At 64.6% G+C, this 24,511-nt stretch carries 27 protein-coding genes and 1 tRNA gene; 4 read left to right on the top strand and 24 right to left on the bottom strand.

The annotated features are described in order from the left end of the window. Positions 1–60: 60 nt before the first annotated feature. The 12 genes from CP958_RS21485 to nifH all read right to left on the bottom strand — a co-directional run bounded on the left by CP958_RS21485 (position 61) and on the right by nifH (position 11,028). Entirely contained in the window at positions 61–369 is a 309-nt protein-coding gene (locus CP958_RS21485; RefSeq protein WP_096704263.1) for a nitrogenase-stabilizing/protective protein NifW, read from the bottom strand. Next, entirely contained in the window at positions 366–1,502 is a 1,137-nt protein-coding gene (gene nifV / locus CP958_RS21480) for a homocitrate synthase (protein ID WP_096704262.1), read from the bottom strand. The genes CP958_RS21485 and nifV overlap by 4 nt, the downstream gene beginning before the upstream one ends. Before the next feature lie 10 nt (positions 1,503–1,512). Continuing rightward, entirely contained in the window at positions 1,513–1,848 is a 336-nt protein-coding gene (locus CP958_RS21475; RefSeq protein ID WP_096704978.1) for an iron-sulfur cluster assembly accessory protein, read from the bottom strand. A 77-nt stretch (positions 1,849–1,925) separates the two neighbouring features. After that, positions 1,926–2,558, bottom strand: coding sequence for a nitrogen fixation protein NifQ (locus CP958_RS21470; RefSeq protein ID WP_096704261.1), 633 nt, complete (start codon positions 2,556–2,558; stop codon positions 1,926–1,928). Between the two features lie 39 nt (positions 2,559–2,597). Next, positions 2,598–2,894 carry a ferredoxin III, nif-specific gene (gene fdxB, locus CP958_RS21465; RefSeq protein ID WP_096704260.1) on the bottom strand — a complete coding sequence of 99 codons (297 nt, stop codon included), beginning with the start codon at positions 2,892–2,894 and terminating at the stop codon, positions 2,598–2,600. A 30-nt stretch (positions 2,895–2,924) separates the two neighbouring features. Continuing rightward, positions 2,925–3,374: a NifX-associated nitrogen fixation protein gene (locus CP958_RS21460; RefSeq protein ID WP_096704259.1), complete on the bottom strand. Its 450-nt coding sequence runs from the start codon at positions 3,372–3,374 to the stop codon at positions 2,925–2,927. Positions 3,375–3,503: 129 nt separating this feature from the next. Next, on the bottom strand, positions 3,504–3,923 hold the full coding sequence (nifX, locus tag CP958_RS21455; protein ID WP_096704258.1) for a nitrogen fixation protein NifX: 420 nt from the start codon (positions 3,921–3,923) through the stop codon (positions 3,504–3,506). A gap of 49 nt (positions 3,924–3,972) precedes the next feature. Further along, complete coding sequence (nifN, locus tag CP958_RS21450) at positions 3,973–5,331, bottom strand: nitrogenase iron-molybdenum cofactor biosynthesis protein NifN (RefSeq protein ID WP_096704257.1); 1,359 nt, start codon at positions 5,329–5,331, stop codon at positions 3,973–3,975. Continuing rightward, the gene (gene nifE / locus CP958_RS21445) at positions 5,331–6,713 is read right to left on the bottom strand and encodes a nitrogenase iron-molybdenum cofactor biosynthesis protein NifE (protein WP_096704256.1); all 1,383 of its coding nucleotides are present in this window, start codon (positions 6,711–6,713) and stop codon (positions 5,331–5,333) included. The genes nifN and nifE overlap by 1 nt, the downstream gene beginning before the upstream one ends. Positions 6,714–6,969: 256 nt before the next feature. Continuing rightward, on the bottom strand, positions 6,970–8,505 hold the full coding sequence (gene nifK, locus CP958_RS21440) for a nitrogenase molybdenum-iron protein subunit beta (protein WP_096704255.1): 1,536 nt from the start codon (positions 8,503–8,505) through the stop codon (positions 6,970–6,972). 98 nt (positions 8,506–8,603) lie between these two features. Continuing rightward, positions 8,604–10,067, bottom strand: coding sequence for a nitrogenase molybdenum-iron protein alpha chain (gene nifD, locus CP958_RS21435; RefSeq protein ID WP_096704254.1), 1,464 nt, complete (start codon positions 10,065–10,067; stop codon positions 8,604–8,606). 70 nt (positions 10,068–10,137) lie between these two features. After that, a complete protein-coding gene (nifH, locus tag CP958_RS21430; RefSeq protein ID WP_170959118.1) occupies positions 10,138–11,028 on the bottom strand; it encodes a nitrogenase iron protein in 891 nt (296 codons plus the stop codon). Between the two features lie 311 nt (positions 11,029–11,339). On the opposite strand from nifH, the gene CP958_RS21425 reads away from it, so the two are divergent. From CP958_RS21425 to CP958_RS21415, 3 genes are read left to right on the top strand one after another with little or no spacing between them, the layout of a single operon-like run. Beyond that, on the top strand, positions 11,340–12,155 hold the full coding sequence (locus CP958_RS21425) for an NAD(+)--dinitrogen-reductase ADP-D-ribosyltransferase (RefSeq protein ID WP_096704252.1): 816 nt from the start codon (positions 11,340–11,342) through the stop codon (positions 12,153–12,155). Positions 12,156–12,166: 11 nt separating this feature from the next. Continuing rightward, positions 12,167–13,090 carry an ADP-ribosyl-[dinitrogen reductase] hydrolase gene (draG, locus tag CP958_RS21420; RefSeq protein ID WP_170959065.1) on the top strand — a complete coding sequence of 308 codons (924 nt, stop codon included), beginning with the start codon at positions 12,167–12,169 and terminating at the stop codon, positions 13,088–13,090. Between the two features lie 12 nt (positions 13,091–13,102). Continuing rightward, positions 13,103–13,528: an ArsC/Spx/MgsR family protein gene (locus CP958_RS21415; protein WP_096704250.1), complete on the top strand. Its 426-nt coding sequence runs from the start codon at positions 13,103–13,105 to the stop codon at positions 13,526–13,528. Between the two features lie 131 nt (positions 13,529–13,659). Here the strand turns inward: CP958_RS21415 and CP958_RS21410 are convergent, their stop codons facing one another. The 12 genes from CP958_RS21410 to CP958_RS21355 form a co-directional block, all read right to left on the bottom strand. Next, positions 13,660–15,309, bottom strand: a complete 1,650-nt coding sequence (locus tag CP958_RS21410; protein WP_170959064.1) for a cache domain-containing protein — start codon at positions 15,307–15,309, stop codon at positions 13,660–13,662. A 127-nt stretch (positions 15,310–15,436) separates the two neighbouring features. Next, a complete protein-coding gene (locus CP958_RS27410; protein ID WP_096704248.1) occupies positions 15,437–17,458 on the bottom strand; it encodes a methyl-accepting chemotaxis protein in 2,022 nt (673 codons plus the stop codon). Positions 17,459–17,692: 234 nt separating this feature from the next. Beyond that, a complete protein-coding gene (locus tag CP958_RS21400; protein ID WP_096704247.1) occupies positions 17,693–18,076 on the bottom strand; it encodes a 2Fe-2S iron-sulfur cluster-binding protein in 384 nt (127 codons plus the stop codon). A 33-nt stretch (positions 18,077–18,109) separates the two neighbouring features. Next, positions 18,110–18,964 (bottom strand): SIR2 family protein, encoded by an 855-nt coding sequence (locus CP958_RS21395; RefSeq protein ID WP_096704246.1) that lies wholly within the window; start codon positions 18,962–18,964, stop codon positions 18,110–18,112. Positions 18,965–18,987: 23 nt separating this feature from the next. Beyond that, complete coding sequence (gene nifT / locus CP958_RS21390; RefSeq protein WP_096704245.1) at positions 18,988–19,203, bottom strand: putative nitrogen fixation protein NifT; 216 nt, start codon at positions 19,201–19,203, stop codon at positions 18,988–18,990. Beyond that, positions 19,200–19,481: a nitrogen fixation protein NifZ gene (locus CP958_RS21385; protein ID WP_096704244.1), complete on the bottom strand. Its 282-nt coding sequence runs from the start codon at positions 19,479–19,481 to the stop codon at positions 19,200–19,202. Before CP958_RS21385 ends, nifT begins: the two co-directional genes overlap by 4 nt. A 23-nt stretch (positions 19,482–19,504) precedes the next feature. Beyond that, positions 19,505–19,693 (bottom strand): 4Fe-4S dicluster domain-containing protein, encoded by a 189-nt coding sequence (locus CP958_RS21380; RefSeq protein ID WP_008621160.1) that lies wholly within the window; start codon positions 19,691–19,693, stop codon positions 19,505–19,507. An 18-nt stretch (positions 19,694–19,711) separates the two neighbouring features. Next, on the bottom strand, positions 19,712–21,193 hold the full coding sequence (gene nifB, locus CP958_RS21375) for a nitrogenase cofactor biosynthesis protein NifB (protein WP_096704243.1): 1,482 nt from the start codon (positions 21,191–21,193) through the stop codon (positions 19,712–19,714). 274 nt (positions 21,194–21,467) lie between these two features. Continuing rightward, positions 21,468–21,689, bottom strand: a complete 222-nt coding sequence (locus tag CP958_RS21370) for a hypothetical protein (protein ID WP_096704242.1) — start codon at positions 21,687–21,689, stop codon at positions 21,468–21,470. 17 nt (positions 21,690–21,706) lie between these two features. Continuing rightward, positions 21,707–22,159, bottom strand: a complete 453-nt coding sequence (locus tag CP958_RS27485; protein ID WP_347337852.1) for a SlyX family protein — start codon at positions 22,157–22,159, stop codon at positions 21,707–21,709. A gap of 172 nt (positions 22,160–22,331) precedes the next feature. Next, complete coding sequence (locus tag CP958_RS21360) at positions 22,332–22,541, bottom strand: cold-shock protein (protein WP_008618036.1); 210 nt, start codon at positions 22,539–22,541, stop codon at positions 22,332–22,334. Positions 22,542–22,887: 346 nt separating this feature from the next. Next, a tRNA-Arg gene (locus CP958_RS21355) sits at positions 22,888–22,968 on the bottom strand. 306 nt (positions 22,969–23,274) lie between these two features. Here CP958_RS21355 and CP958_RS21350 point away from each other — a divergent pair. Next, positions 23,275–24,510: a site-specific integrase gene (locus tag CP958_RS21350; RefSeq protein WP_096704240.1), complete on the top strand. Its 1,236-nt coding sequence runs from the start codon at positions 23,275–23,277 to the stop codon at positions 24,508–24,510. Position 24,511: the final 1 nt, after the last annotated feature.

Raw genomic sequence — 24,511 nt, 5'->3', positions numbered from 1 at the left:
GAGTGCCGGTTTGATCGGGCCGTCGCGAAAGCGACGGCCCGATCGCCTTTTGGGGGCTGGCTACCGCGCCGCCAGAGGCCTGATCTCGTTCAATCCAACAAAGCCGGGATGGGCGTCCTTGAAGACCTTGAAGGTCTTGGTGCCGCGCCCTTCGGCGAAATCCTCGTAGGCTTCGATCAGCGCGGCGCGGCACACCGCTTCCACCTCGTATTCCCTCAGGCCGTCCAGATCGGTGCTGCGCAGCACCTCCTTGAAGCGCTTGAGGATGTGGAGGCGGCTGACATTGACCACCGATGGGTCGAAGGGAACCCGCAGGGTTTCGAAGAACTGCTCGGCGGCGGACAGGGTGGCGAGGGTGTCGAGGATCATGACGGGACTCCCATGGGGGCGGTGGCGGTGCCGGCGAAGCGGCGCAGGTCGTCGGCGGTGGGAATGGTCTTGGTGGTCGAGGCATGGCGGCGCACCTGGGCCAGCATGGCGCGGGCGATTACGGTGTCCACCTCCAGGCCGATCTCGCGGCAGGCGTGCAGAACCGAGGTCAGGCCGGAATGCTTGCCCAGCACCAGACGGTGGCCGCGACCCAATTCGGCCGGGTCCAGGGACTGATAGGTGCGGGGGTCGCGCAGCAGGCCGCTGACATGGATGCCGGATTCGTGAGTGAAGATGTTCTCGCCGACGATGCTCTTGTCCACCGGAACCGGGCGGCCGGAGGCGTCGGCCACCAGCCGGGACACCCGCCCCAACTGGCGCTTGTCGATGCCGGTATCCAAGCCGTAAAGGTGGCCCAGCGCCACCACCACTTCCTCCAGCGGCGCGTTGCCGGCGCGCTCGCCCAGGCCGTTGACGGTGGTGCTGACATGGGTGGCGCCCCCCCTGACGGCGGCCAGGGAATTGGCGGTGGCCAGTCCCAGATCGTCGTGGGCGTGGATTTCCAGTTCCATGGAGCAGGCGGCGCGTAAGGCGCGGAAGGCATCATGCACCCCGAACGGCTCCATGATGCCCAACGTATCGGCGAAGCGGAAACGTTGGGCGCCGGCCGCCTCGCAGGCCCGCACCACGTCGGTCAGGAAGGCGGGGTCGGCGCGCGAGCTGTCCTCGCCGCCCACCAGCACCTCAAAGCCCATGGCGCGGGCCTTGCCCACCATGGCGGGGATGTGATCCAGCGCCCAGGCGCGGTCGCGACCCAGCTTGGCCGCCAGTTGCAGGTCGGAGACCGGAATGGACAGGTTGACGGTGGCGACGCCGCACCGCGTCGCCGCCTCCAGATCGTCTGCTCGCATGCGGCACCAGGCGATCAGCCGGGCCTTGAGACCGAGCGCCGCCACCTTGGCGATGGCGGCCTGTTCCTCCGGCCCCATGGCGGGGATGCCCACCTCGATCTCCGGCACCCCGGCGATATCGAGCGCGCGGGCGATGTCCAGCTTCTCGTCCAGGCGGAACGCGACCCCGGCGGTCTGTTCGCCGTCCCGCAGCGTGGTATCGTTCATCACCGGGGCGGGCATGGCTTTTCTCCTAGCCGCAGCTTTTCATGGCGCAGGAGCAGCCGCCGCCGCTGGTGGTGGGGGCGGGGGGCTGGTTGGGATTGTCGAAGACGAAGCCCGAGCCCATGGAGGAATTATCCACGTAATCCATGGTGGCCCCCGTCAGCCACAGGGCCGAGCCGGGATCGATGAACACCTTGACGTCCGAGAACTCCAGCACCTGGTCGTCCTCGGCGGGGGTCTCCTCCAGGCCCATATTGTAGGAAAAGCCCGAGCAGCCCTTATTGACCATGATCCGCAGACCCAGGTATTCGCCGTTGCAGACCTCGCGGATGACGTCGACGGCTTTGTCGGTCAGGTTCAGCATGACTTGGTCCTCCTTGCCGGATGGAATGTCCTGTCCTTGGATCAGCAAGAAGAGTGCCAAGTGCTAGTATATTGAAATTAAACGATAGTATCGGGGGCGAAATCCGACAATGTCGGCTTTGCGACAGGCTGGCCCGACAGCATGGACGTGCCGTCCTCGGCCCCGAAGCAGAGGCCGAAGTCGGAGCAGACCTCGCAATTGGGCGATCTGCAGATCAAGACGCCTTCGCGCTGGCAGAGTTCGCGGTAGAAGAACTTCTTCCACTTCATGTCGCGGCTGTTGAGTTCGGCCAGACCGACGAAATGGCGGCGCATCAGCCCCGACAGGTCGGCGCGGCTGGTCAGCCCCAGATCCTGCCACAGGTGGTTGGCCCCCAGGCAGCGTCGCGCCACGATATGGGCCAGCCATTCCTCCTCGATCAGGTCCCGCGTGCGATAGTCCAGCAGCAAGGTGCGCAGGTCCGGCTCCTCGATGGTCAGCGGGGCGTCGCCATGCCCGGACAGCGACAGGCCGGACAGCAATCCTGGCGCCTGGGGGAAGTAGCGCCCCACCAGGGCGGCCAGGCATTCCTCTGAAAGTCCTAGTCCTAAAGTCAGGCTCTCGCCGGGCGACGACAGGGCCATGGCGACGGCGCAGGCGAACAGGTGGCGGTCGAACGGATCGCCGCCTCCGGGGTCGGACATCAGACGGGAATAGATCTCCTTGGCCATGGGTGCTGCCCTCCCGTGGGTGACGAGAAGAAAGTGGGGTCAGGCCGGCACGGCCTCGTGGGTCTGGGCGTTGGTACCGCACACCGCGTTGCAGGAGCCGCAGCCGATGCAACTGCCGTCCTTGTCCATGGTCATGACCTTACGCACGATCTCTTCGGAATCGTCGAATGGGTCGCACATCTCGTCGTCCTCGTTGATGCCCATCAGCTTCATCACGGCCTGGGTGCAGACCTTGAAGCAGCGGCCGCAGCCGATGCACAGCTCGTCCGAAATGGCGGTGAGATACTTCGGAACCCAGGGGTTGCCGTCGCGGGTGGTGAAGGTGCGGAACGACATGGTTTTTCCCTCTCTTGATCGGGTTGGGGGTCAGGCGGCGGCGACTTCGGGGAATTTGGCGATGGTGGCGACGCCTTCCGCGATGATCTTGGCGGCCTTGGCGCTCATCTCCTCGGCGGAGTCGAAGCCGAAGCGGTGCAGCTCGCGCAGGTAGGTGTTGACGGCCACCAGCTTGCCGGCGGTAAGGATCACCCGGCCCCAGCCCTCGTGATGAATCTTCATGATGGGGGCGACGGCGTGGCCCGATTGGGTCTCGATGGCCATGGCGATGGCGTTGAAGTACTGCTCCACCCGCCACAGGATGTCCGGATCGGGATCGCCGAACAGCGGAATCTCGCGCCGCTGCTCCTTGGTGAGGATGTAGGGCGCCAGCACCTCCTCGTCGGGCATGGATTCCCAGGCCCCCGACTGGTCATGGGCGCGGATGAACATCAACAGGCTCTTGATGAACGGGTCCTGGGTGGTGGCGATGGCATTCATGGCGGTGCTCCTTTTCATTGCCCTCAGGCGCCGGGCGCTTCGCTTGGCTTACGCGCCATAAGGCGCGGCGGGCTTTGCCCTTGCCTTCTCGCAGGCAAACCGTGAACGGTTCGCCTGTTCGGCGGTGCTCTACTCGTCGTCGTCGATGAAGCGTTCGTCGCCGGCATCGCCGTCGCGCATGGCCTTTCTCAGCCAGGGCGGCGGGTTGCCCTTCAGCATGACGCGGACCCGGTCGATGACGTCGGAAATGGCCTCGTCGGCGGGCAGCTTGATGGGGTGGACGCGGGCACGGACCACGCGGGCCGCCGCCGGGCCGCCGATGGCGCGGCAGAACAGCAGCGAGGCGCCCTCCAGGGCGTTGATCTTGGCGGCCAGACGGTCCTCGCCGTCCTCCTTGTGGTTGCCGTCCTCGGCCGAGACGTTGTCGAACTGCACGGCTTCGAGGAAGGTGTGACCCTCGGGGCCGATGTCGTAGAACATGAAGGTCTTGGCGCTGGCGAAGTGGGCGTCCACGCGCTGGCGGTCCTGGGTGGCGACGGCGATTCTCATGTGACCTCCTTTGATCTTCGGTCTCGATCCCTGAACAGGCGCGGCCGGATCAACCAGCCGCAGCACTCTGGTGACCATGGGCGTGCTCCGACTGCTCGTGGGCGTGTCCGGGCCGTTCCATCAGGATGTTGCCCAATTGGGTGATCAGGTCGCGGGTGCCCCGATAGCCCGCACTGGTCAGGTGGGCGGCCCCCAGGCGGTCGAACACCGGAAAGCCGGCGCGGAACAGGGGGATGCCGTGATGGGCCGCCACCTGGCGGCCGTTGGAATTGGCGATGATCAGGTCGGCGCCGCCGGCTTCCAGGATCTGGTCCTCCAGATCCTCGAAATCGCCGACGATCACCCGCTCGGCCTTCAACTCGGCCAGCGTGGGGATGGGCTGGGTGGTGACGGCGGCCGCGATGGTGGCGCCCATGTCGGACGCCAGCTTGCCCATGCTCCACAGCAAAGCGGGCTCGGCGGCGATGGCCACCGAGCGGCCGCCGAAATAGAAGTGGCCGTCCAGCATGGCGTCGACCAACTGCGAGCGGGCGCGACGCTGGCGGGCGGGAATGGTGACGCCCGCCACCGAAGACAGGCAGACCATCAGCCGGTCCACGGCATCCAGGCCGGTGACCCGGTCCAGGACGACGGAGGGAACACCGGTGATGGCCTCGGCGGTCTTGGCGGCGATGCGCATGTGCTCGCCGATGGCGATGGTCAACCGTGCGCGTCCCATCTCGCGCACGCCGGCCACCGAGGTGCCGCCCAGGGTGGTCGGCGTGTAGGAATCGGGGACATGGCCGTCCAGGGAGTCCGACAGATCAGGCAGCACCATGGCTTCCAGGCCGAAATCGGCGATGATGTCCTTCAGGGCCTCCACGTCGCCGGGGGTGAGATGGGCGCCGGGCAGCAGATTGACGCGGTCCAGCTTCGCCTGATTGCCCGGAGGCCGCGCCAGGGCCTTGACGATGGCGGTCACCGCCTTGCCCCAGCCGGTCTCCAGCGAGCCGGAGAAGTCCGGCGCCGAGACGTCGACCACGGCGATGTCGGCCAGTTCCTTGTTGCGCGCCCGGATGACCTTGACGTCGCCGGCCATGTCCTCGCCCCTTGTCTCGGTCAGCGCGGTGGAGATCAGCCCGATGATCTCGGGCTTGGCGCGCTTGGCGATGTTCAAGAGGCCTTCCTCCACCTGATCCATGCCGCCCAGGATGGTGCTGATCTCGTTCATGGCGGTGGTCTGCAGCGGAATGGCCTCGCGGAAGTGCCGCACCATCATCACCAGGGCGAAGGCGGTGCAGCCCTGCGAGCCGTGGAACATGGGCAGGCAGCCCCGCATCCCCATGAAGGCCAGGGCGGCGCCCAAGGGCGCGCTGACTTTCAGCGGCGAGGTGGAAAGCGCCTTGTTGTGGTCGATGATGAGGGCCATCACGAATTCTCCCAGGGGGCGGGGGCGCGGACCTGCGCCCAGATGGGGCTGTTGATGGACAGATCGATCTCGCGCACCAGGGCGACCATGCCGTCATAGGCGGCATAGCCGTGGTGGCGTTCCTGATTGATGTCGATCCAGGGCGTGCGGGCCTTGAGCGCCACGAACTGCGAGCGGCCGCCCGACAGCATCATGTCGGCCTTGCCGTCCTTGAACATGGCGTACATATCCCTGGGCGTGATGGCGTCGGCCAGCTTGTCCTCGTCGCCGCCCAGGCGGTCCAGGGCCTTCTTCTTGTCGGCCTCGGTGGCCTTGCGGACGGAGGAGCCCACCACTTCCATGCCCACCTCCTGCAGGGCCTGGATCACCGACCAGCTTTTGACCCCGCCGGTGTAAAGCAGCACCTTGCGGCCCGAGAGGCGTTCCTTGTAGGGCTCGAGGCGGGCCCAGGCCCTGGCCTCCTCCTCGGCGATCAGGGCTTCGGTGCGGGCGGTCAGCGTCGGGTCGGCACCTCTGTCCACCAGCATGCGGGCGATGTTCCTGAGCGCCTCGGAGGTATCGGAGATGCCGTAGAACGAGCCCTCGTAAAAGGGGATGCCCCACTTCTCCCTCATCTTGCGGGCCAGGGTGACCAGGGCCTGGGAGCACAGCACCATGTTGGCGCGCGCCGTGTGGCAGGCCGCCACCTCGCGGTAGCGGGCGTCGCCAGTGATGGAGGCGCGCAGCCGGATGCCGAGGCGGGCCAGCAGGGGGCGGAACTGGTCCAACTCGCCCGCCACGTTGTACTCGCCCAGGATGTTGATGTCGGTAGCGCCGGCATCGTCGGGTTCCACCGTGCCGATGACGTGCTCGAACAAAGCCTCGCCCCCCAAGCGGTTGCCCAGATTCTTGGAGCCCACGAAGCCGGGTGAGTTGATGGGGATGACCGGGGTGCCCAGGCGCTCCGTGGCGGCGCGGCACACGGCGTCCACGTCGTCGCCGATCAGCGAGCCGACACAGGTCTGGTAGACGAACACGGCGGGCGGGTTATGTCGGGCGATGGCCTGCTTGATGGCCTTGTAGAGCTTCTTCTCGCCGCCGGCGATGATGTCCAGGTTGGTGAGGTCGGTGGTGAAGCCCCGGCGGTAGAGGTCCGAGCCGCTGCTCCACGAATTGCGGCCGTCCCAGGAATTGCCCTCGCAGGCGATGGGGCCGTGCACCAGATGGACCACGTCGGTGATGGGCTGCAGCGCGATCTTGGCCCCGTCGAAGGCGCAGCCGCCGGCCGCCGCGCCGGGCACCAGCGACTTGCCGCAGCCCTTCTTGCGGTCGCCATCGGATTTCGCCTGATTCTTGGCGCAACCGGGCTCGTGCATCAGTTCGGCGATCTTGGCCTTCAGCATGGCGGACCTCGCTTGAATGCGGTTCGGACTCCGCCTCGCAAGGCCCGTGCCATCAGTTGGAATGGCGGAAATGCTGGGGTTTAAAACTCGATGGCGATGGATTGTCGGATTCGCGACAGGTGTCTGTCCGACAAAAGAAGAGCCCCGGGGAGGGCGGGTTCCTCCCCGGGCCAAGGCTTCCGACAAAAGGAGAGCCCCGGGGAGGGCGGGTTCCTCCCCGGGGCGATCTCACGCGTTACTGGAAGGGGTTGGGAGACTAACGCGTGAGGTCGAAGGAGATGTCGCTCGACGCGTCGGTGGCCTCGAAGATGCGGTCGAGGATTTCCACCAGCACCCTGAGCGCACCCTGGTAGCCCAGGGTGGGGAAGCGGTGGTGGTGGTGACGGTCGAAGATGGGGAAGGTCAGGCGGATCAGCGGAATGCCGGTATCCTTCTCCAGGTACTTGCCGTAGGAACTGCCGATCAACAGATCGGTCGGCTCGGTGAACAGCAGCGAGCGCATGTGCCAGAGGTCCTTGCCGGCGTAGACCTTGCAGCCGGCGCCGAAGGGCGACGAAGCCAGCAGGGCTTCCATGGCCGCCGTCCATTCCTTGCCGGCGTTGGTCGACAGGCAGTGGGTGGGCTCGCAGCCCATTTCCAGCAGGAACGAGGCCATGCCGTAGACGAAGTCGGGATCACCGAACAACGCCACCTTCTTGCCGTGCAGATAGGCCTGGCTGTCGGTGATGGCGTCGACCAGACGGCCGCGCTCCCTCTCGATGCTCTCGGGGATCGGCTTGCCCGACAGTTCCGAGATCTTCATCAGCAGGGCATCGGTGCCGCCCACGCCCATGGGGTAGTGGAAGGACGCGGTGGGCTGGCCCTTGGTCGCGATATATTCCAGCGACTTGTCCGAGCAGGCCTTCTGCAGGGCGATGGTCGCCGTGGCATCGATGGCGGTGCGCACGTCTTCCAGCTTGGTGCCGCCGTCATACATGCGGTAGGTGCCGTCCGAGGGGGTGTCGTAGATGTCCGACACGTCGGAGATGAAGGTGTACTCGACGCCCATGGTGTCCATGTAGCGCTTCAGTTCGCGGTTGTTGGCGACCGCATAGCCGTCGAAGCCCGGAATGATATTGATCTTCCCGCTGACGGTACCGCGCTTCAGCTCGCCCTTCTCGCGGTCCCAGAAGTAGTTCAGCACCCCCTTGATCATGTTGTCGTAGCCGGTGGTGTGGCTGCCGACGAACGACGGGGTGTGGGCGAAGGGGACGGCGAAATCGGCCGGAACCGATTCCTTTTCCTTGGCGGTGGCGATGAAGGCCGACAGATCGTCGCCGATGACTTCGGCCATGCAGGTGGTGGAGACGGCGATCATCTTGGGCTTGTACAGGGTGTAGGCGTTCTGCAGGCCGTCGACGATGTTGGTCAGGCCGCCGAACACCGCCGCGTCCTCGGTCATGGAGTCGGACACGCAGGGCACCGCCTCCTTGAAGTGGCGGGCGAGGTGCGAGCGGAAATAGGCGACGCAGCCCTGGGAGCCGTGCACGTAGGGCATGGTCTCCTCGAAGCCCTGGGCGGCGAACACCGCACCCAGGGGCTGACAGGCCTTGGCCGGGTTGATGACGGCCTTTTCGCGGGCGAAGTTCTTTTCCCGGTATTCCCAGGTCTTGGTGTACTCGGCCTGGGCGGCGACCGCCTCATCGGCCGGGCGGCACTCGAAGGCGGCCTTCTTCGCCGCGAACATCTCCGTGTACTCGGGCTCCTTGAACAGGGAGACGTGGTCCTTGGTCTTTTCAGCGCTCTGGGGCATGACTTCTCTCCTTCTCAACTCCCCGCGCCCCCGGTTGTTGGGCGATACGCGGGGAGGAGTTAAAGCAAAACAACACGTTACAAGTCGGAAATGGAGGTTCAGGCGGCCTTCCAGGGGGCCTTGAACTTGCTCCAGACCGGGCTGTTGATGGCCATGTCCATGTCGCGCGCGAAGATGGCGAAGCCGTCATAGCCGTGATAGGGGCCCGAGTAGTCCCACGAGTGCATCTGGCGGAAGGGCACGCCCATCTTCTGGGTCGCGTACTTCTCCTTGATGCCCGAGCCGACCAGGTCGGGGCGGATCTGCTCGATGAACTTCTCCAGCTCGTAGCCGGTGACGTCGTCGTAAATCAGCGTGCCTTCCTTCACGTAATGGCCGGTGCGCTGGTAGTCGTCGTTGTGGGCGAATTCATAGCCGGTGCCGACGATCTTCATGCCCAGGTCTTCGTAGGCGTTGGCGACGTGACGGGGGCGGAGCCCACCCACGTACAGCATCACGGTCTTGCCTTCCAGGCGGGCCTTGTACTTGGCGAGCACGCTGTCGACCAGCGGCTGATACCTGGCGATGACCTCCTCGGCCTTCTTCTGGATGGTCTCGTCGAACTGAGCGGCGATCTTGCGCAGGCTGGTGGCGATCTGGCTCGGGCCGAAGAAGTTATATTCCACCCACTTGATGCCGTACTTCTCTTCCATGTGGCGGCAGATGTAGTTCATGGACCGGTAGCAGTGGATGAGGTTCAGCTTGGCCTTCGGCGCGCGCGCCATCTCGGACAGGGTGGCGTCGCCCGACCACATGCCGATGACCCTGAGGCCCATCTCTTCCAGCAGCTTGCGCGACGGCCAGGCGTCGCCGCCGATGTTGTAGTCGGCGATCAGGTTGACGTCATAGGGGCCGGGGACGAAGGCTTCCTCGGGCGCGGGCTTGTCGAAGACCCAATCGCGGATGGCGTCGTTGGCGATGTGGTGGCCCAGCGACTGGGATACGCCGCGAAAGCCTTCGCACCGCACCGGCACGATGGTCTTGCCGGTTTCCTTGTGCTTCTTCTTGGCCACCGCCTCGATGTCGTCGCCGATCAGGCCGATGGGGCACTCGGACTGGATGGAGATGCCCTTGGCCAGCGGGAACATGGTGTCCAGCTCGTCGATCATGGCGTCCAGGTTCTTGTCGCCACCGAACACGATGTCGCGTTCCTGGAAGTCCGAGGTCACCTGCATGGTGACGAAGCTGTCGACGCCGACCGTGCCGTTGAAGTAGTTGCGGCGCTGGGACCAGGAATACTGGCCGCAGCCCACCGGGCCGTGGGAGATGTGGACCATGTCCTTGATGGGGCCCCACACCACGCCCTTGGAACCGGCATAGGCGCAGCCACGGATGGTCATGACGCCGGGGATGGACTTGATGTTCGACTTGACGCCGCAGGAGGTGGTGCCCTCCTCCTCGGCCGGCTTGGCGACGGCGAGGTGCTTGGCGCGGCGCTTGGCGGCCTTTTCCGGATAGGCGTCAAGGACGTCCTTGATCAGCGCCTCGGCGGCGGCGGTATCGTTGGTGTAATCGAGGCTCATGGCCCTCTCCTTCAGCTTTCGTTGGGGGCCCTCCACCCTTTAGGAGGGCCCTCCGGTTACCGTCGAAGTCCTAGGCGCTGCAGAGCGACTTTTCCTTGGCCTCGAGCTCGGCCAGGGCCTGCTCGTCCGACTTCATGATGCCGAACTCGAGCAGCATGTCTTCCAGCTCCTCCATGGTGATGGGGGTCGGGATGGTGCCCTTGCCGCCGTTGGCATGGATCTTTTGGGCCAGGGCGCGGTATTCGCCGGCCTGCTTGGAGTCGGGGGCGTACTGGATGACGGTCTGGCGACGCAGTTCCGCATGCTGCACGCCGTTGTCGCGCGGCACGAAGTGGATCATCTGGGTGTTCAGCTTGGCGGCCAGGGCCTCGGCGAGTTCCAACTCGCGGTCGGTCTGACGCTCGTTGCAGATCAGGCCGCCCAGGCGGACGCCGCCCGAACCGGCATACTTCAGAATGCCCTTGGCGATGTTGTTGGCGGCGAACAGCGCCATCATCTCGCCCGACATGACGATGTAGATTTCCTGGGCCTTGTTCTCGCGGATGGGCATGGCGAAGCCACCGCATACCACGTCGCCCAGCACGTCGTAGGACACGTAGTCCACGTCGTCATAGGCGCCGTTCTCTTCCAGGAAGTTGATGGCGGTGATGACGCCGCGGCCGGCGCAGCCGACGCCCGGCTCGGGGCCGCCCGATTCAGTGCACTTGATGCCCTTGTAGCCGATCTTCATCACGTCCTCGAGTTCGAGGTCTTCCACCGAGCCGGCCTTGGCGGCCAGATGCAGCACGGTGTCCTGCAGCTTGGTGTTGAGGATCAGACGGGTGGAGTCGGCCTTGGGGTCGCAGCCGACGATGAGGATTTTCTGACCCATCTCGACGAGAGCGGCCAGGGTGTTCTGCGAGGTGGTGGACTTACCGATACCGCCCTTGCCGTAGAAAGCGATCTGACGAACCATGGGAATTTCCTTTCGCTGGTTAGCCTAAAATTTGCTCGGCGAGGACTGGGCCACCGCCACGGCCTCCTCATCGCAACGGGCGTGCCAATTCGGTGTGCGGCGCAGCGAGGAAAAATAACTCAGCAAAAACAGAACGTTATCTCCGCCTGTCGGGATCGTGCCTGCTTTTTGGGCGCCTGTGCGGAATCCGACAAACCGCCGCGGCTGTGTTGCAACCCCAACAGAACCAGGGTTTTCGCCCTTTCCCTCCCCCTTATGGCGAAAGGTACGGGTCTTGCATGAGTCGCGCCTGAACAACGGGGATTCGAGCAGGCCTCATGAACGACGCGCAGGCGCACAGCATCGGCCACAGCACCAACCTGATGGGATTGTCCACCAGCCTGCTGGGGTCGACGGTCTTCAACGACGAGCCGCGCGAGCTTCATATCTCGGGCGTGCGCGAGATGAACGGCCAGTTGTTCGAAATGCTGGGGCAGTCGGACGGGCTGATGGATGCCGGCGATGCCTTTTATAAGTACATGATGGCCATGTTCGGCATCGATCCCGAGCAGCAGGAGGAGTTGAAGGGTTCGCGCCGGCGTTACCGCTCCAGCTTCCTGCGCCTGCTGAAGGGCTGGGGCTACGATTCCAACGGGCCCGAGGGTGCCGTGCTGAAGGGGTGGGTGGAAAGCCGCTTCGGGCTGTTTCCCACCTTCCACAAGGAGATGATCACCCGCTTCTCCACCCGGGGCTGGGCGGCCTATGTGGACGAGAAGATGTCGAGCCGCTTCCACAACAACTCCATCTACTGCCAGCTCGACATGCTCTACGAGTTCTGTCAGTGGGGGCTGGCCCGCTTCGCCGTCCCCGGCCAGACGCATCTGACCCTCTACCGGGGTATCAACGCCTTCGATGAACACCAGATCGTCGAGCGTCTCGACCGCAAGACCGTGGTGATGCGTCTCAACAATCTGGCGTCGTTCTCGTCGGACCGCACGGTCGCCGACTGCTTCGGCGACACCATCCTGACCGCCTGCGTGCCGGTGGTGAAGGTTCTGTTCTTCAACACATTGCTGCCCGTCCATCCCCTGAAGGGGGAGGGCGAGTATCTGGTGATCGGCGGCGATTACCGGGTCAGTGCGGCCTATTTCTGATTGGACATTCCATGCGATTGCCATTGCCGTTCCTCGACCGTCCCCCCACCTCCGGCCCCAGCCTGGAGGATCGCGCGCTGGGCGCCTATCTGGGCTTCGCCGTCGGCGATGCCCTGGGGGCGACGGTGGAGTTCCTGACCAAGGGGGAAATCCGCGAGAAGCATGGGCTGCACCGCAAGATGATCGGCGGCGGCTGGCTGCATCTGGCCCCCGGACAGGTCACCGACGATACCGAGATGTCGCTGTGCCTCGGCCGGTCATTGGCGCGCAAGGGCGGGTTGGACCCCAAGGACGTGTGCGAGGAATTCGCCGTCTGGCTGAAGAGCGGTCCCGTGGACGTGGGCAACACCTGCCGGCGCGGCATCCGCCGCTTCATCACCAACGGCACGCTGGAGGGCGGTTATTGCGAGGGTGATGCCGGTAACGGCGCCGCCATGCGCAACCTGCCCACCGCCATCGCCACCCTGCATCGTCCCGACCTGCTGGAGGAGTGGACGGTAGCCCAGAGCCACATCACCCACCACCACCCGCTGTCCGACGATGCCACCCTGGCCCTGGGGCGGATGACCCAGGCGCTGTTGTCGGGGCAGGGGATGAAGGCGGCGCGCGACGAGGCCAACGCCCTGGTGGAGAAGCACAAGTGCTTCCGCTTCGAGACCTTTCGCGGCCAGTCCACCGCCTATGTGGTCGATACCATGCAGACGGTGCTGCACTTCTATTTCCTGACGGATTCCTTCCGCAACTGCCTGATCGAGGTGGTCAATCAGGGCGGCGACGCCGACACCACCGGGGCCATCGCCGGCATGCTGGCCGGGGCCACCTATGGGGTGCGGGAGATACCCTCCGCCTGGCTCGGCAAACTGGACAAGGCGGTGGCCGACGAGATCCGGACCCAGGTGCCGGCGCTGCTGGCCCTGGCGGAAAAACTGAAATAAGGGAGTGACGCCATGGCGATGATCGTCTTCTACGAAAAGCCGGGCTGCATGAACAACACCCGCCAGAAGCAATTGCTGGCGCAGTCAGGCCACGACGTGGTGGCGCTGGACATCCGCGCCCAGGGCTGGAGCCCCGAGACGCTTCGGCCGTTCTTCCATGGGGTGCCGGTGGCCGAGTGGTTCAACCGTGCCGCTCCCCGGATCAAGTCGGGGGCGGTGGTGCCCGAAGCCATGGCGGCCGCCGAGGCCCTGGCGGAAATGTGCCTGGACCCCCTGCTGATCCGCCGCCCGCTGATGGAAAGCGGTGGGCGGCGGATGGCGGGTTTCGACGAGGAGGCCGTCAACGCCTGGATCGGCCTGACCCCGGTGTCCGAACCCATTTCCGAGACCTGCCCGCGCAGTGACGGCATGTGCTCGGTGCCGGGGCGTGGAAATTAGAGCGGCGCGCCCTGAATATGAGGCGGGCTGCTTCAGCGCCCGTTGAGGGCGCGGCCAAGGGCGCGGATGCGCCCGCCCGGCGAGGGAAAATATAGCGTGATGCACATTTTGGGCATCACGCTATAGGACCCTTACGCGGTGCGGACGCCCCCCAGGAAGGTTCCGACCATGGATTTGAGGTCGGTGGCGTGCACCGCCAGCGAGCGGGCCGAATCCAGCACCTGACCGGCGGCGGATTGGGTGTCCGATGCCGCCCGGCCCACGTCGACGATGGTGTCGGCGATCAGTTCGGTGCCCGAGGCGGTTTCCTGGACGCTGCGGGCGATTTCCGCCGTGGCGGCCGATTGCTCCTCCACTGCGGCGGCGATGGCGGTGGCGATGTGGTTGATCTCCTCCACCCGGGCGACGATGTCGCCGATGGCGGTGACCGCCTCACCCGTGGCGGCCTGGACGGCGGCGATCTGGGTGCCGATCTCCTCGGTGGCCCGCCCGGTCTGGTTGGCGAGGTTCTTGACCTCGTTGGCCACGACGGCGAAGCCCTTGCCGGCTTCGCCCGCCCGCGCCGCCTCGATGGTGGCGTTCAGCGCGAGGAGGTTGGTCTGCGACGCGATGTCGTTGATCAGGCTGACCACCTCGCCGATGCGGGCCGAGCTTTCGGCCAGACCCCGGACCTTTTCGGTGGTGCGCCGCGCCTCGTCCGAGGCGGCTTGCGAGACCTGACTGGACTGGCTGACCTGCCGGCCGATCTCCATGATGGAGGCGGAAAGCTGCTCGGCGGCCGAGGCCACCGTCTGAACGCTGGCCGAGGCGTTGCTGGTGGCGTCGGCGGCGCCGGCCACCTGGCTGCTGGTTTGCTGGGCGGTGCCGGCCATGGCCTGCGCGGTGGTCTCCAGCGCCGTCGAGGCGCTGCTCAACCGGCCGAGGATGCCGGCCACCTGTCCGTCGAAATCGCCGGTCAGGGTCTGGATGGTGCGCGCCCGCGTCTCGCGGGCGGCACGGTCGGCCTCCTGCTCGGCGGCCAGCCGGTTGGCGCGCAGCAATCCTTCCTTGAAGATGGACAGGGCGCGGGCCATGGCGCCGATTTCATCGCGGCGTTCGGTGTTGGACACCGAGGCCGACAGATCGCCGGCCGCCATGGTCTCCATGACCGTGGTCATGGCGGTGATGGGAGTGGCGATGCTGGCTCCCAGGCGCCGCGACGCGGCGATCATGGCGCCGACCGCCAGGACGATCACCCCGCCCAGCCAGAGCAGCAACCGGTCGAAGGCGGCATCCACGTCGTCGAGATAGACGCCGGTGCCGACGATCCAGTCCCAGGGCTTGAAATGATTGCTGTAGGAGATCTTGGGCAGGGTCCTGGAGGCGCGGTCGCCGCTGGACTGGCGCGAGGACAGATAGGAGGTGTAGCCGCCACCGGCCAGGGCCTTGTCGATCATCTCGCGGGCGTAATGCTTGCCGGTGGGATCGGTTTCACCGACGCGGTTCTCGCCCTCCTTGGCCCTATTGCCGCCATGGACCTGGGTCAGGCCGGTGCTGTCGTAGGCGAACAGGTAGTTGCCGCCGCCAAAGCGCATGGCGCGGATACCGGCCTTGGCCCGCTCGCGCGCCTCGTCGGCGGGCAAGGCGCCCTTTTCGGCCTGCTGCTGGTAGAAGCTGGCGACGCCGATGGCCGCCTCGACCATCTGCTGCACCATGACCTTGCGGTCCTCGATCATCGACGAGCGCAACTGGTACAGGCTGAAGGCGGCCAGCACCAGGACCCCCACGATGCCGACCGACATCAGCGCCCAAAGCTTTCGCGAAATCCGTAAATGACTGAGCATGGCCACACTTCATCATCATTGATTGCAGGCCGTGCGACAGTAGCCCCGCCCAAAGGGCGGGGCAAGCCAATCAAATGGAAAGGGTCTAAATCGCCTTGACGCTGCCGAGGAAGGTTTCCACGTGCTTGCCCAGGCTGGTGCCGGATTCTTCCAGCACTTCCGCCACCTTGAACATGTTGGAGGCCATCTCGCCGGTCATCTGGGCGGCCGACGACACCTCGGTGATGTTGCTGGTCACCTCGTGATTGCCGTTGGCGGCTTCCTGGACGTTGCGGACGATTTCCTGGGTGGCGGCGTTCTGCTCCTCGACGGCGGCGGCGATGGACGACACCACCTCGTCCACCCGGCCGATGGCGGCGCCCACCGTCTTGATGGCGGCGACGGCGCTTTGGGTGGTGCTCTGGATGCCGCCGATCTGCTCGGCGATCTCGCTGGTGGCCTTGGCGGTCTGGGTGGCGAGGTGCTTGACCTCGTTGGCGACCACCGCGAAGCCCTTGCCGGCCTCGCCGGCGCGGGCCGCCTCGATGGTGGCGTTCAAGGCCAGCAGGTTGGTCTGCGCCGCGATGTCGTTGATCAGGCTGACGATCTCGCCGATCTTCTGGGCGGCGGTGGACAGGCCTTCCACGGTGGCGTCGGCGGTCTGCACGCCGTCCACCGCTTCCTGGGTGATGCGGGTGGTGTCCTGCACCCGGCGGCTGATCTCGTGGGTGGAGGCGCCCAGTTCCTCGGCGGCGCTGGCCACGGTCTGGATGTTGGCGGTGGCCTCCTCGGCGGCGGCGGCCACGGCGGCGCTCTGGCGGCTGGTCTGCTCGGCGGCGGCGTGCAGGCTGGTGGAGGTGGAGTGGACGTTCTGCACCGTGTTGTCCACCTTGGCGATCACCCGGCGGATCATCACGTCGAAATCGGCGGTCAGCAGCTCGCGCTTGCGGCCGCGCTGAACTTCGCGCTCCTGCTCGGCACGGGCCTCGGCCTCCAGCCGTTCGGCCTGAATCATGCTTTCCTTGAACACCTGGACGGCACGGGCCATCTCGCCGATCTCGTCCCGGTTGGCGGTGGCGGGAATCTCCACCGCCTTGTCGCCGGTGGCCAGCTTGGACATGGTGTCGGTCATGGCCTGAACCGGCTTGACGATGCTGCCGGCGATCAGCGAGGCCAGCAGCAGGCCGACGATGAAGGCGCCGCCCGACAACACCAGACCGGTGGTGGTGGCGTTGCTCATGCCGTGGACGGTGCTTTTTTCCAGGGTATCGAGGGCGGCCATCTGGGAATTGCGGGTTTCATCGGCCAACTTGGCGATTTCCGTAGCCTCGGCACGCATGACGGTGTTGGCCAATTGCTCGACCGTCATGGTCTTGTCCACCATCTGGGCGAAGGCGGCGCCGTAGCGTTCGGCCAGGGCGGCGGCCTCCTTGGCCAGACGCTTGCGGGCCGGATCGTGCAGACGCTCCTCCAGCGAACGCGCCTGGGTAAGGAACGCGGCCAATTGCTGACGGGCGGCATCGGCGAGCTTCGGGTTGGGGGAACTGGTAAAGCGGCTGGCCAGCAGGCGGGCCTGCATCAGGGCCTCCTGAGTCTGGCTGGTCAGCGCCGCCGCCTCGAAATCGCCGTTGGCCATGGCTGCGGCGACAATCCCGGCCAAGGCTTCCCGCGCCTGCAGGCCAAGGACGCCCAACTGCTCGTTGACCAGCTTTTCCTTCTCGGTGCGGGCCTCGGCCATCTTCTCGAAATTGACGGCATAGCCCTCGATCTGTGTACCGATCCGCTTCAGATTGTCGATGCGCGCGGAGTCGATCGAATTGGCGATGGCGATCGCCAGGCTCTCGCGCAGCTTGCCGAACAACTGGCGGGCCTTTGTGGCGGCTTCGGGGGTGCCTTCCTGGGCGAACAGCCGCGCGTTGCGCCGGGCCTCGGTGAAGTCGCCGACCATCACCGACACCCGCACGGTGTTGTCGCTGATCTTGGCGTATTTTTCTACCTGCCCGGTGGCGGAACTCAGGCTGCTGACGCCGATGACGGCGACCAGGGCCAACAGGGCCAGAACCAGGCCGAAGCCCAGAAAAATGCGGGCCTTCACGGTGAAACGGGACAGGGTTTGATCAAGCGCCATTGCGAACCACCCGTAAATATCTGAAATTATTGTTTGATGGCATGGTGCTAATAAAGCATTTGCAATCATTTGAACCTTATGATGTTACAAACATCAAGGCTATATGGAAAATACCGCCTATACTCCGGTGTATACAAAATACGACACCAGGGTTTTACCTTAATTCTTATGTTATAAAAAATGAAGGGACGCCCCGCCGGGGACGCCCCTTCTCGATCTGCGAGCTTCCGCCACCTATCGCCGCAGATCGATCTCGACGCCCGGCTCGCCCGAGAATTCCACAAGGATATTCTCGTTGCGGACGATGTACTGACAGGCCAGCCGGTAGGGCGGAGGCATGTCGTTGGTTTCGGCGTTATTCACTTGGTCCCTGTTCAACTTGCCATTGATCGAAAGGGTAAGTTTCTCCTTGTCGGTCAAATGGATGCCGGACGGGCGCTTGTCGTCCAGGATGGTGACCTTGATCAGGCACGAGCCGCATTCGCCGTCCTGGCACTGGCACGGGATGGCGACGCCGTGCTGCTTGGCGACGCCCAGCAGGGTCTTGTTGTCGCCGGCCACCGCGTAGACGGTGATGTCCTTTTCCAGGGTGGGGGCACTGAACGTAACGTTGGCCATGGTGTTCCTCTCTCCAATGGTGATGGCGGCGGGTCAGGCCGGCCGTTCGGCGCTCATCAGCGCGACGGCCTCGGCCAGCGGCAGGGTGATGGGAGTAATGCCCTCGATCTCCAGGAATTTCAGTTCGTTGCGGGTCAGGCCCCCGGGCACCACGGCATAGCGCGGCCCGCCCGAGCGCTTGGCGATTTGCCGGGCGAAGGTGCGCAGGATCTGGTCATAGAAGCGGCAACCCAGGAAGACGAAGCCGCGACCCGCCCGCCGGTCCTTGACCACCTGGGGAATGGGGGTCTGGATATCGATGTCGGTCAGCACCTCCACATAGTCGGAATCCGACACCAAGACATCGCCGGTGGGCTGGGCGGCGCCATGGGGCTTGTAGAGCACGGTGCGCCAGCCCTCGGCCACGTCGTCGGCGACGGTGAGGCCATCGGGGGTTACCGCCCGCGTCCAGACGCCGCCATCCAGGCGCCGCGCCTTGGAACAGCCCTGGACGATGCCCCAGTTGTCGCACCCCGCCGCCTCGAAGGCGGCCTTCATGGCGCCGTCATACCAGGTGTCCACCACCAGGGGCAGCCTGGGCAGGCCGGCCAGCCAGCGGTGCAGCGAATTGGGCCGGGGCACCGGCTGGAAGAACCCGGCCATCAGCTTGTCCAGGGTCATCCGGTGCTTATGGGTTTCGATGTACTGGGCGGAATGCCACAGGTTGTGTTTGATGCGGCCGGGCACCCCCACCTTGGCCCCCAGGGCCAGGGCCAGGGCGCGGGCGCCCACCGGCACCGGCGGCGGCGCCTCGAGGCACAGCACGTCGGGTCCCAGGAAGGGGATGAGATTACCGGCGGCAATCCCGGCGCCGATCTCGGCAAGCAGTGAGCGGGGGGAGTCGAGCATGGCCGCGTCCTCCTGTAAGGGGCTCAGTCGTCGCCGCCGCTGAGTTTGCGGGCCTCGACGGTGATGGGCAGCTTGGTGTCCGGCGGCATGTCGGGCATGGCGAAGGTCCAGCCGTTGGCGATCTTGATGGTGCCGCCCCAGATGGTGTCCTTTTCGGCCTCGACGACCAGTTCTTCCAGGTCCTTCTTGGGGACGTAGATTTCGTATTTCTCGCCCACCTTGCGCAGCATGACCTTCATGACACCCTCCTTTCGTCTTCCTCGGCCCGTTCCAGTTCGTGGGCGCGCATGCCGACCAGCCGCTCGCTGTCCAGGAAGTCCACGGCGTAGACATAAAAGCGGTTGAGATAGGTCCCCACCTGGGTGACGTATCCCACCTCGCCCCTGCGGATCAGGAACTCGCCGATTTGCGAGCCGGGATAGGTGCCGTCGTTGCGGACGTCCCGGAGTGCCACGACCTTGTCGCCGCGCTCAAAGAGGGGCTTGTCCCACAGTTCGAAACCGGTTCCTTCGCTCATGACGGCACCCTTTCGGAAAAAGGTCAGCCCTGGACGATGCAGCCCTCGACCGGGCAGACCGCCTGGCACTTGGGAGCGTCGCCGTCGCACTCGGTGCAGCCCGACGCCTTGATGGTGTAGACGTCGTTCTTGATGGAGATGGCGGCATTGGGGCACTCGAACTCGCAGGCGCCGCAGGTGGTGCATTCGGAAGCAATGATCTTGAGAGCCATGGTCTTCTCCTCTTCTGTCTAGGCAATATCGGCGGCGAGGCCGTAGGTCCGGGCGTACCAGCCGGCCACCGCCGTTTCGATGTAGTCGAAGGGATAGGCGTCGATGGCCTCGATGCCCGCCTTCTTCAGGTCGTCCTTGGGACAGCGGCCGATCTTCGCCACGAATACCGTGTCGATGCCCTCGAGCGCGCCCAAGACCACGTCCAGCTTGTCGTCGTCGCCATAGCCGCCGACGCAGTAATTGTCGGCCTTGCGATGGCCCGAGAAGCGCACGCCCTTGGCATCCACCTCGAAAATCTGGAATTCCTTGGCGTGGCCGAAATGCTGGTTGATGCGGCCGCCGCCCTTGGTGCACACCGCCACCAGCCGGGTGGGGGCGGTGGGAGTGGACTCGGCCAGTTCCGCTTCGGCGCCCAGGACCGCCTTGGCGCGGTCGGCGCGCTCGCGCTCCACCACCTCGCGGTAGAGGCGGCGGGGCTCGGGGTCGTAGGCGACGGCCACCTCGGGCAGCTTGTCCAGGGTGAAGTCCTGGGACAGATCCTCGCCCAGCATGCCCACCGCGTCAGCGCGGCACTGGCGGCAGTGGCGCATCAGGTTGGCGCCGCCGGCCAGCTTGTCCTGCAGGTCCTTCAATTCGGCCGGCCTGGGGCCGCGCTGACCATTGAGGCCGAAGGCGGTGCCGTGGGCGGCGTCGGAAATCAGCGGCATGACGTTGTGCAGGAAGGCGCCGCGCGCCTTGATCTGCCTGTTCACCTCGATCAGGTGGTGATCGTTGATGCCGGGGATCATCACCGAGTTGATCTTGGTGAGGATGCCGCGCGACGTCAGGCCCTCCAGTCCCTCCATCTGGCGCTCGTGCAGGATGCGGGCGCCCTCGATTCCGGTGTAGCGCTTGCCCTTGAAGTAGATCCAGGGGTAGATCAGCGCGCCGATTTCGGGATCGACCATGTTGATGGTGATGGTGACGTGGTCGATGTTGTGCCGGGCCAGCTCGTCCAGATGGTCGGGCAGGGCCAGGCCGTTGGTCGAGACGCAGTATTTGAGGTCGGGCAGCAGCTTGGAGACCTCGCGGAAGGTGGCCGAGGTCTTCTTCCAGTCAAACATGGAATCACCGGGGCCGGCGATGCCCAGGACCGAAAGCTGCGGCACCTTGGCCGCCACCGCCGCCACCTTGCGTGCCGCCTGTTCGGGCGTCAGCTTCTCGCTGGTGACGCCGGGGCGCGATTCGTTGGCGCAGTCGTACTTCCGGTTGCAGTAATTGCACTGGATGTTGCAGGCCGGAGCCACCGCCACATGCATGCGGGCGAAGTAGTGGTGGGCTTCCTCGGAATAGCAGGGGTGGTCCTTGACCTTGTCCCAGATGTGGGCGGGCATGTCGCCCCGGTCCTGATCCGAGCCGCAAGCCTTGGAGGAACAGCCGCCGGCGGGCGCGGCTGGAGCTTCGGCGGGGACGGTGCGTCCACGGGCGATGCTGGAGAGAGAGATGACGTTGCTGGACACCGGCGGCCTCCTCGTCAGGGGTCTATGCCGGGTTCCTTTGCAATGGCGGTGCCAAGTGCTGCAGTGCAAAAAATGGCGAAAATGTTGGGGTTACAGCTTTGTCGCATCCCCGACACGGCGGTCGGGGACGCGACAAACACCTTGGTTTGTCATCCTGACGACCAGCGGGAGGATGGGGGGCGCCTGCTTCAAACCCCTGGCCCTGACGGTTCGGGAGCTTGCCATTTCAGGTCGCCGGTTTCCCGGAGCGGCCGGGATAAGGGCCATCTGGACATCACCCGGCGGCGATGCTCTTGTCCTTGCGGCGGCTTAGCTGCAACTGGCCGTCCCCCCCTTTGACATAGGTGGTCTTGCCGATCGCGAGATTGTCGAGAATCGTCACCAGGGCGCGGGGGATGGCGGCAAATTCCTTGGACCCGCGATCACCTGCGTTATAGGCGGCAATGGCCGAGCGAATTTGGTCGCGTGTAACGGGCTTACCATCATTGCCGATCATGATTTCCTCCCCTTTCTCTAATAATGCGGCGGCGGCTTGTCGTCCTGGGGCGAGACGGGCAGGCCGGCCTCGGCCTCGCCCAGGCGCTCGCGCAAGCGACGAACCTCCGCCATCAGAATGTCGATACGCCGCGTCTGCTGCGCCACGACCTCGGACAATTCCTCGGCCATGATCTCATGGTGGGAAAGCCGGCTTTCAAGGGCGACAAGGCGACGATCGGCTTCATCGGTCCAGAGTTCATCCGTCATTTCAGGCCCCTTTTTTTGACCGCGTGCCAGTTTCTTCCCCGTCTTCCGGAACCAGCTCGGCTCCGGCCGCTTCACGAACGGTACGAAACGCGGCGGACGTGCGGAAGGCGCTCCTCCCGTCCCGAATCGGACGAGGAACGGCTTGACGATCTGGTCGTCGGCCGCGGCATCCTGTGTCACTTCGAGGGGGATGGCAAGCGATCCGGCGCCGATGGCGGCCACGCTTGCTGCTGTCGAGGCGTCGGCCTGACAGGTCCGACCGCAATTCCGAGTCGGGTGAATTGGATACGGGCTTCGGAGATCGGTAGGGGCGGAGCCGGGTCGAACCTCAGGCCGCCGGTTTCCCATGAACACGGCCGGCATTCATTACGATGCCGGCCGTGCCGCTGGAAGGCTAGAGGACCTTCAAATTGACCGCGGAGGTCTTGCCCTTGCGGGGGTCGCGCTCTTCCTCGAAGGAAACCTTCTGGCCGTCATTCAGCCCAGAGAGGCCGGCCCGCTCGACGGCAGAGATGTGCACAAACACGTCGGGACCACCATTGTCCGGAGCGATAAAGCCAAAACCCTTGGTGCTGTTGAACCACTTGACGCTGCCATTCGGCATGAAGATTTCTCCGAAATTGAGATAGACAGGCCGCGCGCTTCGCGTCCTGCATCAGATGCCGACCAACTCTGAATTTTGCTCAAGGCATGATCGACTCATACAGTCTTTGTCGTTTGTCGATAAAAAAGCAAGCCTGCTGGTGCTCCGGGTCAAATAAATGGTGGAAATTCCGTTTCCGGGGCAGGCCGGCGCTTCCTCCTCCGGCAGGAAAAACGGCTGAATTCAGGGATTGTTCCAGGCCGGGGCCGGGAATGGTTCCAATCAATCGAAATCTTCGCCATCCGCCGGCATACCGCCTACACCGAAGGGCTTCCTTGGTGGCGTTTGCTACATAAGTCCGGGAGATTGGCGCAACCGGTAGGATTCGAACCTACGACATCTGCCTTCGGAGGGCAGACGTAATATGTTTTCCGGTGTTGACTGCCGCTTTCTGAGATCGCTTAGATCATTGTTTTTATAGCAATAAAAGCGATTATGAGGGCAACGGTCATCACGGGAATATACCAGAATTTCCCGCCTACTGTTGACATGGTGCTGACAAAATCTCTATCGTTATCCCTGGTGTTGGGGGTGATGGCCGATAGGTGCGCCATACGATTCCAACATGACCATTTAGCGGTGTAACGGGTGTAACAGGTGTTACAGCGTTGAAAATATTGACGTTTTCGCGTTACACCATGCCCGCCCGAAGGTGTAACAGGTGTTACATCGTTGATTTAGTTGGAGAAATCTCATGTCGGAGAAGCTAACCAAACGCTTGGTTGATGCCGCTGAGGGCGATCCCACAGGGAAACAGGCGATCATCTGGGATTCCGAGGTCAAGGGTTTCGGCCTGCGAATCACTCCCGGCAGCAAGTCCTACATCGTGAATTATCGGACGGCTGGCGGGGTGATGCGGCGGCTGACCATCGGTAAGCACGGCTCCCCCTGGACTTGCGAAGATGCCCGGAAACGGGCAGTCGAGTTATTGCGGGAGGTCGCTGCCGGGAGTGATCCGTTGACCAACAAGGCCGCTGAAAAGGAGGCCATGACCGTCGAGGAGTTGACCAAGGAATATTTCCGGGCGGCTGATGCCGGTGCGCCCATGGGTAAGGGCGGGCGACCCAAGCGCACCTCGACGTTGGAGATCGACAAAGGTCGGGTGGCCCGTCACATCATCCCCCTGATAGGCAAAAAGAAGGTCAAAGACCTTGGCCGGGCTGACATCTCCAAATTTATCGCGGACGTGACCGCCGGAAAAACCGCCGCCGATGTGAAGACCGATAAATTACGAGGCCGGGCCATCGTGGAAGGTGGCGCGGGGACGGCCAGCCGCACCGCCGGTCTACTGTCCGGTATCCTGACCTTCGCGGTGGAACAGGGAATCATCACCGTCAATCCAGTTCATGGCGTGAAGCGGCCCGCCGATGGGAAGCGGCGCTTCCGGTTCTCTGATGACCATTACCGGGCGCTGGGCAAGGCGCTGACCGAGGCCGAAGACGCCCACCCCCTCGTGGTCGCCGCCGTGCGCCTTCTGGCTCTCACGGGCTGCCGGAAGGGTGAGGTCGAGGCGTTGAAATGGTCGGAGATTGACGAGGCAGGGAAGTGCCTTCGACTGACAGATAGTAAGGAAGGCTATTCGGTTCGCCCTATCGGTCAACCTGTCCTGGACGTACTCGCGTTGCTCCCCCGTGAGGGCGAATACGTCCTCCCTGGTGGTGGTGCGGCGGGACATTTCGCGGGACTGCCCAAGGCGTTCTTACGGATCTCCAAGGCGGCTGAACTGCCATCCGAGGCCACAATGCATACGTTACGCCACGGCTTCGCCAGCGTGGCGGCGGATATGGGCTATAGCGATTCGACCATCGCGGCCATGCTTGGGCACAGCACCCACACCACGACCAGCAGGTATACGCATCATCTTGACGCGGTGCTGATCGCGGCTGCGGATCGGGTGGCGGGTGAGATCAAGTTGAGGATGAAGGTGTGAT

This window comes from Magnetospirillum sp. 15-1, from assembly GCF_900184795.1.
Lineage (GTDB): Bacteria > Pseudomonadota > Alphaproteobacteria > Rhodospirillales > Magnetospirillaceae > Phaeospirillum.
The sequence above is the reverse complement of the archived record's forward strand: the minus strand, read 5'-3'. Positions and strand labels throughout refer to the sequence as shown.

Excerpts from the sequence above, each read along its gene's own strand:
- CP958_RS21485 (WP_096704263.1), bottom strand. The coding sequence starts at position 369 with ATGATCCTCGACACCCTCGCCACCCTGTCCGCCGCCGAGCAGTTCTTC.
- nifV (WP_096704262.1), bottom strand. The coding sequence starts at position 1,502 with ATGCCCGCCCCGGTGATGAACGATACCACGCTGCGGGACGGCGAACAG.
- CP958_RS21475 (WP_096704978.1), bottom strand. The coding sequence starts at position 1,848 with ATGCTGAACCTGACCGACAAAGCCGTCGACGTCATCCGCGAGGTCTGC.
- CP958_RS21470 (WP_096704261.1), bottom strand. The coding sequence starts at position 2,558 with ATGGCCAAGGAGATCTATTCCCGTCTGATGTCCGACCCCGGAGGCGGC.
- fdxB (WP_096704260.1), bottom strand. The coding sequence starts at position 2,894 with ATGTCGTTCCGCACCTTCACCACCCGCGACGGCAACCCCTGGGTTCCG.
- CP958_RS21460 (WP_096704259.1), bottom strand. The coding sequence starts at position 3,374 with ATGAATGCCATCGCCACCACCCAGGACCCGTTCATCAAGAGCCTGTTG.
- nifX (WP_096704258.1), bottom strand. The coding sequence starts at position 3,923 with ATGAGAATCGCCGTCGCCACCCAGGACCGCCAGCGCGTGGACGCCCAC.
- nifN (WP_096704257.1), bottom strand. The coding sequence starts at position 5,331 with ATGGCCCTCATCATCGACCACAACAAGGCGCTTTCCACCTCGCCGCTG.
- nifE (WP_096704256.1), bottom strand. The coding sequence starts at position 6,713 with ATGCTGAAGGCCAAGATCGCCGAACTGATGCACGAGCCCGGTTGCGCC.
- nifK (WP_096704255.1), bottom strand. The coding sequence starts at position 8,505 with ATGCCCCAGAGCGCTGAAAAGACCAAGGACCACGTCTCCCTGTTCAAG.
- nifD (WP_096704254.1), bottom strand. The coding sequence starts at position 10,067 with ATGAGCCTCGATTACACCAACGATACCGCCGCCGCCGAGGCGCTGATC.
- CP958_RS21425 (WP_096704252.1), top strand. The coding sequence starts at position 11,340 with ATGAACGACGCGCAGGCGCACAGCATCGGCCACAGCACCAACCTGATG.
- draG (WP_170959065.1), top strand. The coding sequence starts at position 12,167 with ATGCGATTGCCATTGCCGTTCCTCGACCGTCCCCCCACCTCCGGCCCC.
- CP958_RS21415 (WP_096704250.1), top strand. The coding sequence starts at position 13,103 with ATGGCGATGATCGTCTTCTACGAAAAGCCGGGCTGCATGAACAACACC.
- CP958_RS21410 (WP_170959064.1), bottom strand. The coding sequence starts at position 15,309 with ATGTCGGTCGGCATCGTGGGGGTCCTGGTGCTGGCCGCCTTCAGCCTG.
- CP958_RS27410 (WP_096704248.1), bottom strand. The coding sequence starts at position 17,458 with ATGGCGCTTGATCAAACCCTGTCCCGTTTCACCGTGAAGGCCCGCATT.
- CP958_RS21400 (WP_096704247.1), bottom strand. The coding sequence starts at position 18,076 with ATGGCCAACGTTACGTTCAGTGCCCCCACCCTGGAAAAGGACATCACC.
- CP958_RS21395 (WP_096704246.1), bottom strand. The coding sequence starts at position 18,964 with ATGCTCGACTCCCCCCGCTCACTGCTTGCCGAGATCGGCGCCGGGATT.
- nifT (WP_096704245.1), bottom strand. The coding sequence starts at position 19,203 with ATGAAGGTCATGCTGCGCAAGGTGGGCGAGAAATACGAAATCTACGTC.
- CP958_RS21385 (WP_096704244.1), bottom strand. The coding sequence starts at position 19,481 with ATGAGCGAAGGAACCGGTTTCGAACTGTGGGACAAGCCCCTCTTTGAG.
- CP958_RS21380 (WP_008621160.1), bottom strand. The coding sequence starts at position 19,693 with ATGGCTCTCAAGATCATTGCTTCCGAATGCACCACCTGCGGCGCCTGC.
- CP958_RS21370 (WP_096704242.1), bottom strand. The coding sequence starts at position 21,689 with ATGATCGGCAATGATGGTAAGCCCGTTACACGCGACCAAATTCGCTCG.
- CP958_RS21360 (WP_008618036.1), bottom strand. The coding sequence starts at position 22,541 with ATGCCGAATGGCAGCGTCAAGTGGTTCAACAGCACCAAGGGTTTTGGC.
- CP958_RS21350 (WP_096704240.1), top strand. The coding sequence starts at position 23,275 with ATGTCGGAGAAGCTAACCAAACGCTTGGTTGATGCCGCTGAGGGCGAT.